The organism is Pedobacter antarcticus (genome assembly GCF_900112985.1).
GTDB lineage: Bacteria > Bacteroidota > Bacteroidia > Sphingobacteriales > Sphingobacteriaceae > Pedobacter > Pedobacter antarcticus.
Genome location: NZ_FONS01000016.1, coordinates 17,531 through 36,243, shown reverse-complemented (window position 1 = coordinate 36,243; position 18,713 = coordinate 17,531). Strand labels below are relative to the sequence as shown.

Here is an 18,713-nt window from a genome sequence, read left to right as displayed (position 1 = left end):
ATGGAAAATACGCAAAGCCGTAGAAATATGATCAAATCTGTAATTGCAGGAACTGCCGCTTTAGGTGTCTCCTCTGCTTTACCTTCATTTGCATCAGATTATAAATCTGATTTTTCTTCATTGAAAGGAAACATCAACCATTCAGTTTGTCACTGGTGTTTTAGTGATATTCCTTTAGACGAATTCTGTGCTTCAGTAAAAGCTATGGGATTAAAAGGTGTTGATCTGATAGGGCCTGAGGGATGGCCTACTTTGAAAAAACATGGCCTATATTCACCCATGTGTAATGGTGCAGAAATTAACCTGGTAGACGGATGGAACGATCCTGCTTTTCACGAACAATTGATCGCAAATTATACTAAAATGATCCCTTTAGTCGCTGAAGCAGGTTACACAAATCTGATCTGTTTTAGCGGGAACCGCAGGGGAAAAGATGATGAAACCGGGTTAAAAAACTGTGTAGATGGTCTTAAGCAAATTATGCCACTGGCTGAAAAACACAAAGTAGTACTGGTAATGGAGCTGTTAAACAGTAAAGTCGACCATAAGGACTACCAATGTGATACGACTGCCTGGGGTGCTGAACTCGCTAAAAGACTAGGTTCTGAAAACTTTAAACTGCTTTATGACATATATCATATGCAGATTGATGAGGGAAATGTAATCAGCAACATAAAAAAACACCATCAGTATATAGCACATTATCATACTGCCGGTGTTCCAGGCAGAAATGAAATTGACGATACGCAGGAATTGTATTACCCGGCAATTATCAAAGCTATACTAGATACCGGTTTCAAGGGGTACCTTGCACAGGAATTTATACCGAAACAAAAAGACAGATTACGCTCATTAAAGAACGCAGTCGCTATTTGTGACCAATAATAGATAATTATGAATTCAAGAAGAACTTTTCTCAAACAAGCAGGACTTGTTGCAGCGGGAGCATTGATCCTACCTTCGTATGCATGCGCTGCACCGGCCAAAGTGGTTGGCTTACAATTATATTCTCTACGCGAACAACTGCCTGCAGATGTACGTGGAGTTATTGGTAAAGTTGCACAAGCTGGCTATAAAGAGGTTGAAACATATGGTTATTCAGTGAAGGACAAATTTTGGGGATTAACACCAAAGGAATTCAAGGCTTTACTGGATGAAAATGGGCTTTCTGCTCCGAGCGGGCATTATGGCCTTGATAACTTTATAGCGACTGGAAATCAGGAAGATCTGAAAGCTGATATTGAAGCTGCCAGTGCAATCGGCAGTGAATATATTGTTGTTCCTTATTTAGGTGATGCGCTTAGAGGTGGAGAAGATCAATGGAAGAAAACAGCTCAGAAATTAAACGAAGCTGCAGCAATTGCTAAATCCAATGGAATTAAAATTGCTTACCACAACCACGATTTTGAATTTGCACCTGTAGGTAACACAACAGGATATGAGATCTTACTAAAAGAAACAGATCCTGAAGCTGTTAAATTCGAAATGGATATCTACTGGGTAGTAAGATCCGGTAATGATCCTGTTAAATTATTCACTGATCACAAAGGTCGTTTCCCAATGTGGCATGTTAAGGATATGGATAAGGCCGACCATACGATCAACACAGAAGTTGGAAGTGGTACTATTGACTTTAAAAAGTTATACAGCCACGCTAACTTAGCTGGATTAAAACATCTGATCGTAGAACAGGAAAACTTTTCTATGGATCCGTATGCAAGTATTAAGCAAAGTGCTGATTATATCAAAAAAGAAATTTTATAGTTCTTTTTCTCTAACCTGCAGGCTATTATTTTAGCCTGCAGGTTATTTTCTCCCCAACCCCTCCTTTCCCGCTGCTGTTCCCAAAATTAAATACAGCAACTTCTGTTAAAGTTCCTGAAATATTATTTACAAACTGCTGAATATGTGCATTTTTTCACCATATTTGGGAGTATCGCATTTTAAAAAAATCAAATAAAAAGACTGTTGGCCCCGCCAACAACTTCATAACCATTAAAAAACAAATATATAGATCATGAAACCGTCGGCAGCGCCAACAGCTTCATAACCATTAAAAAACAAATATACAGATCATGAAAATTGCAGTTGTAGGTGCTACTGGTTTAGTAGGCACCGTTATGTTAAAAGTGCTTGAAGAGCGTAATTTCCCGCTAACCGAATTAATTCCGGTTGCATCAGAGAAGAGTGTTGGTAAAGAAATCACTTTTAAGGGTAAGGTATTCAAGGTCGTTAACCTGGAAACCGCAATTGCAATGAAACCTGACGTGGCGTTATTCTCAGCAGGTGGAAGTACTTCTTTAACCTATGCTCCTTTATTTGCTGAAGTTGGAACTACTGTTATTGATAACTCTTCGGCATGGAGAATGGACCCTTCAAAAAAATTAGTTGTTCCAGAAGTTAATGCTGATGAATTAACTGCAGATGACAAGATTATTGCGAACCCGAATTGTTCGACTATTCAAATGGTTGTTGCATTAAAGCCACTGCATGATCTTTATAAAATTAAACGTGTAGTTGTTTCAACATACCAATCAGTAACTGGAACGGGCGTTAAAGCCGTTGAGCAGATGATGAACGAGCGTAAAGGTATTACAGACGGACCGATGGCATATCCTTACCAGATTGACTTGAATGTTATTCCTCAGATTGATGTTTTCGAAGAAAACGGATACACTAAAGAGGAGATGAAAATGATCAAGGAAACCAATAAAATCATGGGTGATGATCAGATTCGTGTTACTGCAACCACAGTTCGTATCCCGGTTATGGGCGGACATGCGGAATCAGTAAATATTGAATTCGAAAAAGATTTTGATATTGCCGAAGTAAGAACTGCACTGGAAAACACCGCAGGGATTATTGTGGTTGATGATATAGCGAATCTTAAATATCCAATGCCAAAAGACGCACATGAAAAAGATGAAGTATTTGTTGGACGTATCAGAAGAGATGAGTCACAGGACAATACATTAAATCTATGGATTGTTGCCGATAACCTACGTAAAGGTGCGGCTACCAATGCTGTACAAATTGCAGAATATCTCCTGTCTAAAGGATTAATTTAAATAAAGAGAATCAAAAAATGTGGTGTCATCAGGAACTCGTTCCCGAAGGCACCACATTTTTTTGTATAACCAGATACCGATCCCCCAGGTTTATCTAATAAATACATACCATGTTTAAAAATACATCACTTCTTTTTTTCTTGTTTTTACAATACCTGATTACTTTCCCGGAAGCTGCATCTGCACAGACAGAACCTACTGGGTTAGCGCAGGCATTCGAGCGATTAAGCTCTGATCCACAGGCGAAGTATGCGATAAGTTCCATCTGCGTATTAGATGGGAATACAGGAAAGCAACTCTATGGTAGAAACGAAAATATTGGGGTAGCAACGGCATCAACACTCAAGACCATAACCTCAGCTACTGCATTTGCGTTGTTGGGCAAAGATTTCCGCTATCAGACTATCCTCAAATATACCGGATCAATTGACGAAAAGGGTATTCTAGTTGGCAATTTAATAATCAGTGGCGGCGGTGATCCATCCCTGGGATCTGACCGCTATCAGTCATCGAAGAATACAGTTGTACTGGAAACTTGGGTACAAGCGATTAAAAACGCCGGAATAACTAAAATTGACGGTCAGATTATAGGTGACGCCAGTATTTGGGGCACCCAGGGCACGCCTGACGGATGGACATGGCAGGACATGGGGAATTATTATGGTGCAGGAAGTTCTGCGCTGAGCTGGCGGGAAAATCAGTTTGATATTAAGCTTAAACCGGGAAGCAATGTATTGTTGAGCCGGACGAGTCCCGAAATGCCTTATCTCAAGATTGTAAATGAACTTAAAGCGGGGAAAGCTGGCAGCGGCGACAATGTTTATGTTTTTCTACCTCCCTATTCGCAAACGGCCTATCTCCGGGGCACCTGGGCCACAGATATTAAAAAAAGCGGAGTTTCGGCCGCTATACCCGACCCTGCGTACGAGGCAGCTTTCAGACTTGCTGATACGCTAAAGCTTATTGGCATATCTTCCAATTCAGTTACAACTGACCGGCTAATGGCATTAAACACCCTTAGGATTCCGGTAGGTGGCAAAACACTCGCGGTTATTAATTCCCCTGCTCTGCCTGAGATAGTTTACTGGTTAAACAAAAAGAGCATTAATCTCTATGCCGAAAACCTACTAAAAACACTGGCATGGAAGGCAGGTAAAGAGGCTACAACAGAAAATGGTGCGGCAGAAGTGATCCGTTACTGGAGTACAAAAGGTATTGATCGTAATGCATTAAATATACTGGATGGCAGTGGCCTGTCGCCGGCTAACAGGGTTACAGCATCAGCTATGGCCCAGGTCCTCTACCAAACTCAAAAGGAAAGCTGGTTTCCGGATTTTTATGAATCACTTCCTGTAAATAATGGTATGAAGCTGAAAAGCGGGACTATTAAAGATGTCTCGGCGTTTGCCGGATATTATGATGCCGGAAAAGGAAAACGCTATGTAATAGTCATTAATATTAACAACTACAGCGGCAGTAGTATTAACAATAAACTGTTCAACGTACTAAACTCGCTCAAATAATTAATAAATTGCTGCCGTTTACCTTCAATACAAGTTCAAATTTCCTTCTTAGATATGCATAAATTCGTAATTTTTATTTGCTGTATACTTACTTATTCTACTACATATAGCCAGCAAATGGGACTTGGAAATGCTAATTTCAATTCCGTTGACAGCAGCAGCAAGTTTATAGCCAAAGCACCAGAATTTGCTATAATTCCTGAACCTGTGTCACTGGTACAAGCTGACGGCCATTTCACTTTGCCCGAACAAATTATAATTCAGGCTCCGGCCGACAGCAAAAATATCGTAGATTATTTAAAGACCAGGCTCACCGTTCCAACGGGGAAATATATTTCAGAATCATCTGGAAATACGCCGGGGTCTATCAAACTTATATTAAATACACACGAGAACCGTCAATTGGGAGATGAAGGCTATCAGCTTTCTGTTACACCCCAGCACATTGTCATTAAGGCAAATAAAAATGCAGGCCTGTTTTACGGAGTTCAGACGCTGCTGCAGCTTTTTCCGAAAGAGATAGAAAGCAAAGAAGAGGTAGCTGATAAAAAATGGACAGTTCCTGCTGTTGAAATTACCGATTATCCACGTGTGGCGTGGAGAGGGCTCATGTTTGATGTGGCCCGCCATTTTTTCACAAAAGCTGAAGTTAAGCAGTATATCGATGGAATGGTACGCTATAAATTTAACATCCTGCACCTGCACCTTACCGATGACGAGGGTTGGAGGATTGAAATTAAAGGCCTGCCTAAACTCACAGAAGTTGGTGCATGGAATGTAAAGAAAACTGGTAATTTCGGGTCCTTCTCACCTGCCGGACCTGACGAGCCCCGAACAAACGGCGGTTTTTATACACAAGACGATATCAGGGAACTTATCAGTTATGCTAAAGAACGTTTCGTAGAAATTATGCCCGAGATTGACGTTCCGGGGCATAGTCTCGCTATTATTGCTTCGTACCCAGAACTCTCCTGTACTCCTGGCGCGGAAAATTACCGTGTAAGATCTGGTGAAAGGATTATGGATTGGTCCCGGGGCGCTCCTCCCATCGCTTTGGTCGATAATACCCTTTGCCCTGCGAATGAAAAGGTCTATAGTTTTCTGGACACTGTAATAACCCAGGTAGCCGCACTTTTCCCTTTTCCTTATATCCATATGGGTGGCGATGAAGCGCCGATAAACTTTTGGCAAAAAAGTGATGCAGTTAAAGCTTTAATGCAGAAGGAAGGACTTAAAGATATGCATCAGGTACAGGGATACTTTGAAAAGAGAGTACAGCAGATCGTGGAGTCGACGGGTAAAAAATTTATGGGCTGGGATGAAGTCCTGAATGGAAATATTCCACCTAGCGCTGCAATTATGAGCTGGAGAAATGCCAGTTACGGAATTGGGGCATCGAGAAATAAGCATGAAGTGGTTATGTCGCCTCAGGATTTTGTATACCTCGATCTGATGCAGGGAGATCCTATTGTGGAGCCTAAGGTGTATTCCTCAGTTCTGCTTAGTAAAACCTACCAGTTTGACCCGGTACCAGCAGGTGCAGATCCGAAATATATTCTTGGTGGTCAAGGCAATTTATGGACAGAACAGGTATATAACATGCGTCATGCTGAATATATGACCTGGCCGCGCGGACTGGCAGTTGCGGAATCAGTTTGGTCTCCAAAAGCTAAAAAGAACTGGTCTAATTTTATAGCCAAAACGGAGCAGCATTTTAAAAGGATGGATATCGGTGAAACTAAATATGCAACAAGTGTTTTTGAGCCGATATTCAAATCTAACAGAACTCCTGACGGACAATTAATGGTTGAACTACAAACTGAAATTGACGGATTAGATCTTTTTTACTCTTTTGATAATTCATACCCGGATCATTTTTATCCGCGTTATACGGAAAAACTTGTGGTTCCGAAAGATGCTGTACAACTTCGCGTCATCTCTTATAAAGGAAAACAGCCTGTAGGCCGGATGATAACAATCTCTACAGATGAACTCAATAAAAGAGCAGGTAAAAAATAAAGAATTGAGATATTTCGCACATATCAGCTATAATGGGCTCACCTATAATGGCTGGCAAAAACAAGCAAAGGTTCAGAACGTTCAGGGTGTGATTGAAAATGCACTGACGCAAATCTTTAAAAAACCGGTATTTATCAATGGGTGTGGCAGAACTGACGCGCAAGTTCATGCCAGTCAATTTTTCTTCCATTTCGACTTGGAAGATCAATGGGATTTCGACCTCATATTCAGGCTGAATAAGATCCTTCCTATGAATATCGCAGTATATGACATCATACCGATGGAGGGTACTCCGCACGCTAGGTTTGATGCTGTACAGCGCTCCTATGATTATTTTCTGCACACATACAAGGACCCTTTCTTAAATGGACTCAGCTCCTATTACCTGCTGCAGGATCTTCGGCTGGATCAGATGAAAGCCGCAGTGGATCTGTTACCCAAATATAAAGATTACAGGGCGTTTTGCACCAGTCCCGATAAGTATGAGCATACCTTGTGTTATGTCCGTTCTGCAAGCCTGCTTATTGATGAAAAGGCTGAAAAAATGAGATTCAGAATTTCTTCCAACAGATTTTTAGGGAAAATGATCAGAATTATAATGGGACAATTGCTGAAAATAGGAAAAGGTCAGTTGTCGGTGGAAGAGTTTGAAAGCCACCTGATAACCAGACAAACCCCAGAACTGATCCTACCTGCGCATCCACAGGGACTTTACCTGTCTAAAGTAACCTATCCTTATCTGGATCTGGCACCTCGTGTAGATTTTTCTGCGGTATTGCAAAAACAGCAGGACATTACCTGGAAAGCGATCTGATATATTGACGTACATCTGAGATTTCAAATTATTTAAAGACTTATTTTTGTCTTAAATTAATATTATGAATTTCCACACCAGAAAATGGATCAAACCAGAAGACCTGAATCCAAACGGCAGCTTGTTCGGCGGGAGCTTATTACGCTGGATAGATGAAGAAGCGGCAATCTATGCCATTGTACAATTAGGTAACCCGAGGGTGGTAACCAAATACATTTCTGAGATTAACTTTGTAAGCTCGGCTAAACAGGGTGACATTATCGAAATGGGGATTACCGCCACGGCCTTCGGAAACACATCTTTAACGATGCGCTGTGAAGTACGTAATAAGATCACCAGAAAAAGTATTCTTACGATTGATAAAATGGTCTTTGTAAACGTCGATGAGTATGGAACTCCCGTTGCACACGGAAAAACACAGATCAGGTTTATCGAAGCACAATTTGCAGCTGAAGATAATTAGCACTCAGGTTCGAGCGCTGCAATTACTAAATCTGCTGTGAGGCTAATTCCGTTCAGTACATGCGCTGCCTGCTGGTAGTAAGGATTTCTCTCTTCCAGTTTGCCCGCAATAAAGCGAATTAGTTCTTCTTCAGAAAGGCCGCTGAGCAGTGGTCTTTTCGTTATTCCGTTTTCCAGTCTTTTAGCTAATGAAAATGCATTCATCTGAATATAGACAGTTGTTCCATTTTCATTCATCCAGGACATATTATCGTAGAAGCAGGGTGTACCTCCACCCGTAGATATCACACAATTGTCCGGATAATGCATGGTTTTAAGTGTCTCACTTTCTAGCCTGCGGAAAGAATCCTCTCCGTGTTCAGCAAAATAAGCAGTGATGCTGCTGCCGGCAATTTTCTCCAGATGATGATCCAGGTCTATTAATTCATAACCTAGTTTGGTTGCCAGTTTTCTGCCGAGGGTGCTTTTACCGCAGCCCATAAAACCAATCAGAAAAATTCTCATAGCGGAAAAGACTATTGTTCGAAATATTTAGTTTTAAGCGCCTCGTAGGATGGCAGCCCGGCGTGGCTCCATTTATTAATCACAACACCATTCTTCATTAACATTAAGCCCGGATTCGATCTGACCATACTTTTTAATGGCACTGCGTCGGCATAAAACACCTCTGCCGTCAGCTTGTTTTCCTTACTGAACTGGTCTGCATCCTGAGCAGAGCTTGATGTCAGTAAAACTGTCCTGATGTTAAATTCTTTTACGGCCTGTGCGGCTATGGCATTCATCTCCTGGATCGCTTGCTCGTTAGAATCTTTCAAATAATAAGCTACTATAACCAGATTATAATATGGGTTTTCCAGCAGTTCTTTAGTGTAATCCGTGGAAGAAGCATCACTGATCATTAAATCTTTGATTTTGGCTTCATAACCCTTTTTTATAAGTTTCTGTGTTGGTTCGCCAACAATCTCCCAGTTGTTATCTTTCCAGATTTCGGTTTTGAGATAGTCTTTATCACTCATCTCCTTATCTTCTCCGGTAACTTTATGATGTAGTTTATAGGTAATTACATACTCATCGGGTTGAGCACCGTCAGGAATCCTCATAGCTTCAGGGAGGCTTTGACCTACTTTATAAGGCAGAAAATCCAGAACGGGCAAATACGTGTAAGTATAAATACTAAAGATTAGTGACAAGGCCGTTACGCCTATTACTCCGAGCCTTTGTTTCCCTTGATTATCCGTTACTGCATGGATCTTGTCCCTGTTTATAAATAGATAAATAATCAATACCAGTAAGACAAGATCCTTAGAAAAGGATTGCCATGGTGTCAATGGTATGGCATCACCGAAACAACCACAGGACGTTACGACTTTAAAGGCTGCAGAGACGAACGTTAAGAAGGTAAAAAATATAATAATTCCAAGCAAACCTGCCGTGACTTTCCTGCTCCAGAATCCAAATAATAATAAAGCACCTAAAACGATTTCCAGAATGCATAGAAAAATGGCAATACCGGTTGCAAAGGGAGATAACCAGGGCATATGAAATACATCAAAATACTCCTGCAGCTTATAGCCAAAACCAAGAGGGTCATTAGCTTTGATGAGTCCCGAAAAAATAAATAATACCCCTACGAATATTCTGGAATAGTTAAGTGCGGCTTTCTGCATAATAAGTTATTTACCGGAAGAGCCGGTTCTATTTTACATCCATTTTAATTAACGCAAAAACAGCATAGTTCAGCATGTCCTGGTAATTTGCATTTACACCTTCGGACACCAATGTTTCGCCCAGATTATCTTCAATCTGCTTTACACGAAGTATCTTCATCAGGATTAAATCTGTCAGTGAGCTGATGCGCATATCGCGCCAGGCTTCTCCATAATCATGGTTTTTCGCGAACATCAGGTCTTTCGTCTGCTGTATTTTCTGATCATATCTTGCAGCAACATCTGCGGGGTCCAGTTCATAAGAATCGGCCGCGGTCATATCTGATTGTATCATAGCAATTACACAGTAATTGACAATGCCGATATATTCAGGAATAATTCCTTCGCCTACTTTGGATACCTTTTTCTCTTCGAGCGTACGAATGCGCTGAGCTTTGATAAATAACTGATCAGTAAGTGAGGACACACGCAGTATCCGCCAGGCGGTTCCGTAGTCTTTTGTTTTCTGTAAAAAAAGCGATCTGCATACCGCGATTACGGCGTCGAATTCTTGTGAGGTGTTGATGGCCAAAACAATTAAAATATTTAGTTTAAAGCTATTTAAATACTGTATTTTTGTTCAAAATGATGGCTAAAGATACGTTTTTAAACCGAAAAATAACACTAAACATCAAAGGTGAGCTCTTTGATCTGAGCACTCCATGCGTTATGGGAATCCTTAACCTCACGCCGGATTCATTTTTTGGTGAAAGCAGAATCGGCAACGTGGATGCGGCGCTAAAAAGAGTAGAAATCTGCCTGCTGGAAGGAGCCCGGTTCATTGATCTGGGCGCATATTCTTCCAGACCAGGAGCAGCTGATGTCAGTACAGATGAAGAATTAAAGCGGATTATTCCTGTCATTGAGGCGATCGTCAGGGAGTTTCCCCATGCAAGATTATCAATTGATACATTCCGGAGTAAGGTTGCGGCTGAAAGTATCCATGCAGGTGCTCATCTGATTAACGACATTTCGGGTGGGACATTAGATAAAGAAATGTTCAGTACAGTTGCCGGACTTGGTGTACCCTATATTTTAATGCATATGAAGGGCACCCCTCAGGATATGCAAAATGCACCTGAATATGCGCACGTAGGACTTGACGTAATCGGATACTTTGCACAGAAAATAAGTGAATTGCAGGCACTGGGTGTACAGGACATCATTCTTGACCCTGGTTTCGGATTCGCAAAAACCCTGGATCATAATTATCAGTTATTGAATTATATGCACAACCTGGATATTTTTGGACTTCCGGTATTAACCGGCATTTCCCGTAAATCTATGATTTATAAATTACTGGGGACACAGGCAGAAGAAGCGCTTAACGGCACAACGGTAATAAATACTATCGCATTATTAAAAGGGACCTCAATTTTAAGGGTACATGATGTACGTGCTGCAATGGAATGTATCCAGCTGGTCGGCAAAATGCAGGCCTCATAATTTAATCCAAAATACCTAACTTGTCTGCTATGAAAGGCTTTGACTTTGATTTTTTAACGATCACAGTAACGGATATTGTCGACGTACTTTTCGTTGCTTTCCTGATATATTACACCTATAATCTGATTAAGAACACCCTTGCGGTAAACTTGCTGCTGGGTATGTTTATAATACTTATTCTGTGGTTTGTTGTCGATGCATTGAACATGCGGCTGTTATCTACGATTATCAATAAATTTATGAGCGTAGGTATCATTGCGCTCATCGTAATCTTTCAGCCGGAGATCAGAAGATTCCTGCTGATGATCGGAAAAAACACATTTCTTCAGAAGAATAAAGCCTGGTGGGGATATCTGTTTGGAAGCAAAGATACCGAAAGCGACAATCTGGTACGGATTAAACCCATTATTGATGCCTGCAAGAGCATGAAAAAGACAAGAACAGGTGCCCTTATTGTTTTTGTTAAATACTACGATGATCAGCTGTTCGCAAATAGCTGTGAGGTGATTGACTCCAAGATATCTAAACGGCTGCTGGAAAGTATTTTTCAAAAGAACAGCCCGCTTCATGATGGTGCCGTTGTAATTTCTGAGAACAAAATAAAGAATGCAAGCTGCATCCTCCCGCTAACAGATAACGACAAGCTCCCACCACAATTCGGTCTGAGGCACCGTGCCGGGATCGGGATCTCTGAAAGTACAGATGCTGTAGCGGTTATTGTTTCTGAAGAGACCGGTGAAATCGCCTATGCTAAACAGGGACGCGTACGAATGAACGTATCTTTTGGTGAGTTGGAAAAGCTGTTGAATAAAGATTTCTGATTCACAGTATAAAAACATTCACAGTATAAAAGCATTCACATTATAAAAGGAAAGGCGGCTCATCAAAATGAGCCGCCTTTTTTATACTAGTTAACTAATCAGTATGCCTGCTTTTGATTAGCAATGCTCATCAAAAGCTCCGATTAAGTTATCGGCGATCAATTGTGCATTACGGCCTTCGATCTGATGACGCTCGATCATATGAACCAATTTACCATCTTTAAACAAAGCCATTGCTGGCGAAGAAGGCGGGAAAGGCATCATATAACTTCTTGCACGATCAACTGCATCTTTTTCCATACCAGCGAAAACAGTGATCATTTTATCCGGGTGTTTTTCATTTGCTGCTGCAAGTCTGGCTGCAGGACGTGCATTTGCTGCCGCACAACCACATACAGAGTTTACCACTACAAACACTGTTCCTGCTCCAGAAATGGCGTTGTCCACATCTTCGGCAGTTTTCATTTCTTCAAAACCAGCAGTCGTTAATTCCGCACGCATTGGTTCTACTAAATATTCTGGATACATATATATTAAGCTTTAATTTGAGTATTCTTTTATACAAATGTAAGCCCCTGCCTGATAGCATCAAAACATTCATTCCTGCCCCCGGGGTTTTTTACCTTTAAATTACTTTGGTTTTATCTCCAGGTAAAAAAAAAGCTATTCTCCTTTGCAGAAGAATAGCTTTTTTGAGCCTCCTGAACTATTTTACTACGAGATATAGTTGCACCTTTCTTCTTTTAAAACCCAGCCGTTATTCGTATGCTCGTAAATAAAAATAGCACCATTACCGCATTGCATGCCACAATAAAACGATATTGCTATGGCAGCGTATTTCATGTCTTTAGAGAAAACAGGCCGCCCAAAACGATAAAAAGCATCTTTCTCATCATCAATTGCCTGAATGTGAGTGTATGAATCCTCTCCCGATATAACTTTTTCTTCTTTCATAGTAAGAAGCTTCGCATGTGGAACTATTTTTGAATCCCACAGTACAGTGTCCGGATATGTAGATGTGTCTACGAAATCAATGTCAAGATTATACTTATCTTTTGTCTCCTTAGCACATTGACCCCACATTGGTAAGTTTGAGGACATAGACATGCGGATTGTATCTGATTTAATATACTGTTTAATAAAAGTATTCACTATGTCTTTCGCATAGCTGTTTTTTAATTTCTCCTGTTTGGTATCCTGTAAATTACCTGTTTCGTTGCAACTTATGATAAAGTATAAAATAACAGCCATAGCTGCAATAGATGGTTTGGTTAACTTCATAATGTTTCTCAACCTAATGTAACCTCTTTCCGTCCTTTTGAAATTGGCTGAACTATTGTGTAATTTTGAAAAATAAAAGAGATCGTTTTTGTTAAAGATGGGAAATAGTAAGCACCACAACTCTTATTTAATTTAAAACATCTAATAATCAACAATTTAAAACAAAACAATATGTCATCAGTAGAGACCACTTATATCCCATATAAAGTAAAGGATATTTCACTGGCAGAATGGGGCCGTAAAGAAATTGGACTAGCAGAAGCAGAAATGCCCGGCTTAATGTCCTTACGTCAAGAATTTGGCCCATCCAAACCTTTAAAAGGCGCACGCATCGCCGGATGTTTGCACATGACTATCCAGACTGCAGTGCTAATTGAAACATTGGTAGAACTAGGTGCCGAAGTAACCTGGTCATCCTGCAATATCTTTTCTACACAAGATCATGCCGCAGCAGCAATAGCAGCAGCAGGTATCCAGGTATATGCCTGGAAAGGTCTGAACGAAGAAGAATTTGACTGGTGTATTGAACAAACTTTACATTTCGGTCCGGAGCGTCAGCCATTGAATATGATTCTTGATGACGGTGGTGACTTAACTAATATGGTATTCGATCGCTTCCCTGAACTGATCGCTGCAATTAAAGGTTTATCTGAAGAGACTACCACTGGTGTTCACCGTCTTTATGAACGTATGAAAAATGGTACACTTCATTTACCTGCAATCAATGTAAATGATTCGGTAACCAAATCTAAATTCGACAACAAATATGGTTGCCGCGAGTCACTGGTTGATGCGATCCGTCGTGCCACAGATGTAATGTTAGCTGGTAAAGTTGCTGTTGTTGCGGGTTATGGTGACGTAGGTAAAGGTTCTGCAGAATCTTTAAGCTCACAAGGTGTAAGGGTTATCGTTTCTGAAATTGACCCTATCTGTGCCTTACAAGCGGCAATGGAAGGTTATGAAGTTAAGAAATTCGCTAACGCGGTAAAAGAAGCAGATATCGTTGTAACCACAACAGGTAACTGTGATATCGTTCGTGCCGAACACTTCAAAACCATGAAAGACAAAACTATCGTTTGTAACATCGGTCACTTTGATAATGAAATTGACGTAGCCTGGTTAAACACGAACTATGGTGATACAAAAGTAGAAATCAAACCACAGGTAGATAAATATACCATAGATGGTAAAGATGTAATTTTACTGGCTGAAGGCCGCCTGGTTAACTTAGGTTGTGCAACAGGTCATCCAAGCTTTGTAATGTCAGCATCATTCACTAACCAAACTCTGGCACAACTGGAGTTATGGATGAACCCTGGTAAATATGAGAACAAAGTTTATGTTCTTCCAAAAAGCCTGGATGAAAAAGTTGCCCGTCTGCACCTGGCTAAAATCGGTGTGGAGCTGGATGTTCTTGATCAGCACCAGGCCGATTATATCGGTGTCACTGTTGACGGCCCGTTTAAAGCTGAAGCATACAGATACTAATCTGCTCAGAAAAAGATTTAGTCTATAAAAGGACGCAGCTCTCGCTGCGTCCTTTTTTTTATATAACAGTTTTGCCTTTACACGACCCGCCTATATTGCCCCCGTTAAATTAACCAAAGGTTAATAGAGTCTTGTGCTGGTTTCGTCAACATTTCCTTCACACTTCGTTCGTTGTTTCTTCGGACTTCCTTCGTACTTCCTTCAATCGGAATTGTAGGAAGTACGAAGGAACACTGGAGGTAAATAGAACAAGATTCGAGACAATGACGAAACATAGCCTATCGTATAGCGATAATTACAAATTTCACCTGTTTACAATAATATTATACCCATTCCTGAATTATGAATTATCTTTGTCTATGGCAAAACTATCCGTTAACATCAATAAAATAGCCACCTTACGTAATAGCAGAGGAGGAAATAATCCAGACCTGATTAAGGTTGCCCTGGATTGTGAGAGATTTGGAGCAGAAGGAATCACCGTACATCCAAGACCAGATGAAAGACATATCCGTTACCAGGATGTATTTGACTTAAAATCAGTTATATCAACAGAACTAAATATAGAGGGTAATTGCAGAGAGCAGAAATTTATAGATCTGGTTCTGGCTAATGCTCCTGCACAAGTTACACTGGTACCAGATTCGGAGGGACAAATAACCTCTAATCATGGTTGGGACACTGTAACGCATCAGACTTATCTTAAAGAGATGGTTAGCCTTTTTCAGGGAGCTGGCATACGCGTCTCCATTTTCGTAGACCCGGTAAGGGACATGATCGAAGCAGCACAGCAAACCGGGACAGACCGTATTGAATTATATACGGAAGCTTATGCAGCTGGTTATAAAGGCGACAAAGTTAAAGCAATCGCTCCTTATATTCAGGCAGCGCATACAGCCAATAAATTAGGCTTGGGTATTAATGCCGGCCACGACCTGGATCTGGAAAATTTAAAGTATTTCGCATCCAGCATACCAAACCTGCTGGAAGTTTCCATCGGTCATGCCCTGATTAGTGATGCCATATACCTTGGACTGGAAAACACAATTCAATTGTACACCAGACAATTATCTGTATAAACCAAAGCGGCTTATCCATTAGTAAAAAGCTATGAAAATTAGTACCTTTGCGCAAATTTATTGCTACACCCCATGAGCTTAAACATTCATTACAAAGAAGACTTCAAAGACCGTCATATTGCCCCTGACCTGGCAGATACTGACGCCATGTTAAGTACCCTTGGTCTGGGTTCTGTAGATGAACTGATTGATCAAACAGTTCCGGCAAAAATCAGATTAAAAAAACCTTTAAATCTGCCAGCAGCCAAATCTGAAAAAGATTATCTGTCCAGTCTCAAACAAGCCGCTTCATTGAATAAGGTTTTCAAATCTTATATCGGACAAGGTTATTATGATACCATTACCCCGGGAGTAATTCTGAGAAATGTAATGGAAAACCCAGGATGGTATACGCAGTACACACCCTACCAGGCGGAGGTAGCTCAAGGACGTCTGCAAGCATTATTGAATTTCCAGACTATGGTCATTGACCTAACAGGAATGGAAATTGCGAATGCGTCGCTTTTGGATGAAGGAACAGCAGCTGCGGAAGCTATGTTTATGCAGTTTAGTCTGCGTAAAAATCAGGATGCAAGAAAATTCTTTGTGTCTGAACTCATCTTCCCGCAAACAATGGACATTCTTAAAACCCGTGCGAACCCGTTTGGAATCGAACTGGTTACCGGTGACCATAGAACGTTTACCCCAACAGCAGACTACTTTGGTGCAATAGTACAGTATCCTGCAGGAAATGGTGAAGTATTTGATTATACTGCTTTTGCCACTCAGGCTCATGATGCTCAGGTAAAATTAACTGTAATAGCAGACTTACTGAGTTTAACCTTACTGACTCCTCCGGGAGAATGGGGAGCGGATATCGTAGTTGGTACAACACAAAGATTTGGTGTATCTATCGGTTTCGGTGGGCCTCATGCCGCATTTTTCGCAACAAAGGAAGAATATAAACGCTCTATTCCGGGAAGGATTATCGGTGTAACTATTGACAGTGCAAATAATTATGCATTGCGTATGGCTTTACAAACCCGCGAACAGCATATCCGCAGAGATAAAGCGACATCAAATATATGTACAGCTCAGGCTTTACTGGCAATAATGGCTGGTTTCTATGCGGTATATCATGGCCCGAAAGGATTAAAGCTAATTGCAGAAAGAACTCATGGTCTGGCAGTAGCATTATCAGATTCTTTAACGCAAATCGGTTATTCACAATTGAATAAAGTATACTTTGATACTATCCAGGTTGAACTGGGTGACCTGAAAGACTCTATTCATAAAGAATGTATCGACAACGAGATCAATTTATATTATAAAGGCACAGTAGCTTATATCTCCCTGGATGAAACAACATCACTGGAAGACATTAAATTACTGAACAAAATATTTTCGAAAGTAAAAGGCATCGCTGCAGACAGTGTAGAATTAGCTTCCGAAGAACATATTGAAACAGTTATTCCTGCTGCACTTCAGCGTCAGTCAGCATACCTGACTCACCCGGTATTTAACTCGCATCATTCAGAACATGAAATGTTGCGTTACATCAAGTCTCTGGAAGCAAAAGATCTTTCATTATGCCACTCGATGATTGCATTGGGTTCCTGTACAATGAAACTGAATGCCACTACGGAGATGATTCCGGTTACCTGGGCAGAATTCTCTAAGATTCATCCATTCGCTCCCGCAGATCAGGTAGCTGGTTATTACAGTGTTTTCAATGAACTTGACAGATGGTTAAGTGAAATCACAGGATTTGCTGCAATGAGCTTGCAACCTAATTCAGGCGCTCAGGGAGAATATGCAGGTTTAATGGTCATTCGTGCTTATCATCAGGACCGTGGTGATTTCCAGCGTAATATTGCTCTGATACCTTCTTCTGCCCATGGTACAAATCCTGCATCTGCAGCTATGGCCGGTATGAAGATCGTAATTGTTAAATGTGACGCTCAGGGTAATATCGATGTAGAAGACCTAAAGGCTAAAGCAGAACAACATAAAGATAATCTTTCCTGCTTCATGGTTACTTACCCTTCTACACACGGTGTATTTGAGGAAAGTATCGTAGAGATCTGCGAAGTTATTCATGCAAATGGAGGTCAGGTTTATATGGACGGTGCGAATATGAATGCACAGGTTGGATTAACCAGCCCTGCGAATATCGGCGCCGATGTATGCCACTTGAACCTGCACAAAACTTTCTGTATTCCGCACGGTGGTGGTGGTCCTGGTATGGGTCCGATTGGCGTGGCAGCACACCTGGTTAAATATCTTCCGGGACATGCTGTAGTTGATATTAACAAAGGAAAATCAATCCCTGCTGTGTCATCTGCTCCATGGGGTTCAGCATCTATTTTGATCATCTCACATGCTTATATCGCAATGATGGGAGGAGAAGGCCTGAAAGAAGCTACCCGTTATGCTATTTTGAATGCAAATTATATTAAAGCACGTTTAGAACAGCACTATCCTGTCCTGTATTCTGGAAGTAATGGCCGCTGTGGTCACGAAATGATTCTGGATTGCCGCGAGTTTAAAAATTACGGTATTGAAGTGGTTGATATCGCAAAAAGACTTATGGATTATGGTTTCCACGCACCAACGGTTTCATTCCCGGTAGCTGGAACTTTAATGGTTGAACCAACTGAAAGTGAGCCGAAACATGAGCTTGACCGTTTCTGTGATGCACTGATTGCGATCAGAAGTGAAATCAGTGCTATTGAGCAAGGACAGCTGGACCGTATAGATAACCCACTGAAAAACGCACCGCATACGGCTGCAGTAGTAACAGGTGACGAATGGTCACATGGATACAGCAGACAGGTTGCAGCGTTCCCGCTTCCTTATGTAGCAGCACATAAATTCTGGCCGTCGGTAGGCCGTGTAAATGACTCCTTCGGAGACAGATCACTAGTTTGTGCATGTCCTCCGATTGAAAGTTACATGGAAGAAGACGCAGCTATATAATACTATATTTCGAACAAAAAAAAGACCACTTAAATAAGTGGTCTTTTT

At 41.0% G+C, this 18,713-nt stretch carries 17 protein-coding genes; 12 read left to right on the top strand and 5 right to left on the bottom strand.

What is annotated here, in order from left to right; genetic code table 11:
* The 7 genes from BM192_RS19730 (at nt 1) to BM192_RS19700 (ending at nt 7,887) form a co-directional block, all read left to right on the top strand.
* Entirely contained in the window at nt 1-885 is an 885-nt protein-coding gene (locus tag BM192_RS19730; RefSeq protein WP_037442990.1) for a hydroxypyruvate isomerase family protein, read from the top strand.
* Nucleotides 886-894: 9 nt separating this feature from the next.
* Nucleotides 895-1,764 carry a sugar phosphate isomerase/epimerase family protein gene (locus BM192_RS19725; protein WP_037442992.1) on the top strand — a complete coding sequence of 290 codons (870 nt, stop codon included), beginning with the start codon at nt 895-897 and terminating at the stop codon, nt 1,762-1,764.
* A gap of 311 nt (nt 1,765-2,075) precedes the next feature.
* Nucleotides 2,076-3,068: an aspartate-semialdehyde dehydrogenase gene (locus BM192_RS19720; protein WP_037442994.1), complete on the top strand. Its 993-nt coding sequence runs from the start codon at nt 2,076-2,078 to the stop codon at nt 3,066-3,068.
* A 110-nt stretch (nt 3,069-3,178) separates the two neighbouring features.
* Nucleotides 3,179-4,591, top strand: a complete 1,413-nt coding sequence (gene dacB, locus BM192_RS19715; RefSeq protein ID WP_037442995.1) for a D-alanyl-D-alanine carboxypeptidase/D-alanyl-D-alanine endopeptidase — start codon at nt 3,179-3,181, stop codon at nt 4,589-4,591.
* 54 nt (nt 4,592-4,645) lie between these two features.
* Nucleotides 4,646-6,610, top strand: a complete 1,965-nt coding sequence (locus BM192_RS19710; protein ID WP_037442997.1) for a beta-N-acetylhexosaminidase — start codon at nt 4,646-4,648, stop codon at nt 6,608-6,610.
* On the top strand, nt 6,579-7,424 hold the full coding sequence (locus BM192_RS19705; protein WP_234797594.1) for a tRNA pseudouridine synthase A: 846 nt from the start codon (nt 6,579-6,581) through the stop codon (nt 7,422-7,424). Before BM192_RS19710 ends, BM192_RS19705 begins: the two co-directional genes overlap by 32 nt.
* Before the next feature lie 64 nt (nt 7,425-7,488).
* Nucleotides 7,489-7,887, top strand: a complete 399-nt coding sequence (locus BM192_RS19700) for an acyl-CoA thioesterase (protein ID WP_037442999.1) — start codon at nt 7,489-7,491, stop codon at nt 7,885-7,887.
* Here BM192_RS19700 and BM192_RS19695 read toward each other — a convergent pair.
* Genes BM192_RS19695 through BM192_RS19685 form a run of 3 tightly spaced genes read right to left on the bottom strand, consistent with a single transcriptional unit; the run spans nt 7,884 to nt 10,124 of the window.
* Nucleotides 7,884-8,390 carry a shikimate kinase gene (locus BM192_RS19695; protein ID WP_037443000.1) on the bottom strand — a complete coding sequence of 169 codons (507 nt, stop codon included), beginning with the start codon at nt 8,388-8,390 and terminating at the stop codon, nt 7,884-7,886. The genes BM192_RS19700 and BM192_RS19695 overlap by 4 nt on opposite strands.
* Before the next feature lie 11 nt (nt 8,391-8,401).
* Complete coding sequence (locus tag BM192_RS19690) at nt 8,402-9,553, bottom strand: BT_3928 family protein (protein WP_037443002.1); 1,152 nt, start codon at nt 9,551-9,553, stop codon at nt 8,402-8,404.
* A gap of 28 nt (nt 9,554-9,581) precedes the next feature.
* Nucleotides 9,582-10,124, bottom strand: coding sequence for a DUF1599 domain-containing protein (locus BM192_RS19685; RefSeq protein WP_157282907.1), 543 nt, complete (start codon nt 10,122-10,124; stop codon nt 9,582-9,584).
* A gap of 56 nt (nt 10,125-10,180) precedes the next feature.
* Here BM192_RS19685 and folP point away from each other — a divergent pair, with 56 nt between their 5' ends.
* Both folP and cdaA read left to right on the top strand, forming a co-directional pair.
* On the top strand, nt 10,181-11,038 hold the full coding sequence (gene folP, locus BM192_RS19680; RefSeq protein ID WP_081857540.1) for a dihydropteroate synthase: 858 nt from the start codon (nt 10,181-10,183) through the stop codon (nt 11,036-11,038).
* 29 nt (nt 11,039-11,067) lie between these two features.
* Nucleotides 11,068-11,859: a diadenylate cyclase CdaA gene (gene cdaA, locus BM192_RS19675; protein ID WP_037443008.1), complete on the top strand. Its 792-nt coding sequence runs from the start codon at nt 11,068-11,070 to the stop codon at nt 11,857-11,859.
* Nucleotides 11,860-11,976: 117 nt separating this feature from the next.
* On the opposite strand, the gene BM192_RS19670 is transcribed toward cdaA, so the two are convergent.
* Together BM192_RS19670 and BM192_RS19665 are read right to left on the bottom strand one after the other, a co-directional pair.
* Nucleotides 11,977-12,387 (bottom strand): BrxA/BrxB family bacilliredoxin, encoded by a 411-nt coding sequence (locus BM192_RS19670; protein WP_037443010.1) that lies wholly within the window; start codon nt 12,385-12,387, stop codon nt 11,977-11,979.
* Nucleotides 12,388-12,573: 186 nt separating this feature from the next.
* A complete protein-coding gene (locus BM192_RS19665) occupies nt 12,574-13,140 on the bottom strand; it encodes a hypothetical protein (RefSeq protein ID WP_037443012.1) in 567 nt (188 codons plus the stop codon).
* A gap of 171 nt (nt 13,141-13,311) precedes the next feature.
* Here BM192_RS19665 and ahcY point away from each other — a divergent pair, with 171 nt between their 5' ends.
* The 3 genes from ahcY to gcvP all read left to right on the top strand — a co-directional run bounded on the left by ahcY (nt 13,312) and on the right by gcvP (nt 18,665).
* Nucleotides 13,312-14,628 (top strand): adenosylhomocysteinase, encoded by a 1,317-nt coding sequence (ahcY, locus tag BM192_RS19660; protein WP_037443014.1) that lies wholly within the window; start codon nt 13,312-13,314, stop codon nt 14,626-14,628.
* Between the two features lie 359 nt (nt 14,629-14,987).
* Nucleotides 14,988-15,707: a pyridoxine 5'-phosphate synthase gene (locus BM192_RS19655; RefSeq protein WP_037443016.1), complete on the top strand. Its 720-nt coding sequence runs from the start codon at nt 14,988-14,990 to the stop codon at nt 15,705-15,707.
* Between the two features lie 72 nt (nt 15,708-15,779).
* Complete coding sequence (gene gcvP / locus BM192_RS19650) at nt 15,780-18,665, top strand: aminomethyl-transferring glycine dehydrogenase (protein WP_037443018.1); 2,886 nt, start codon at nt 15,780-15,782, stop codon at nt 18,663-18,665.
* Nucleotides 18,666-18,713 lie beyond the last annotated feature (48 nt).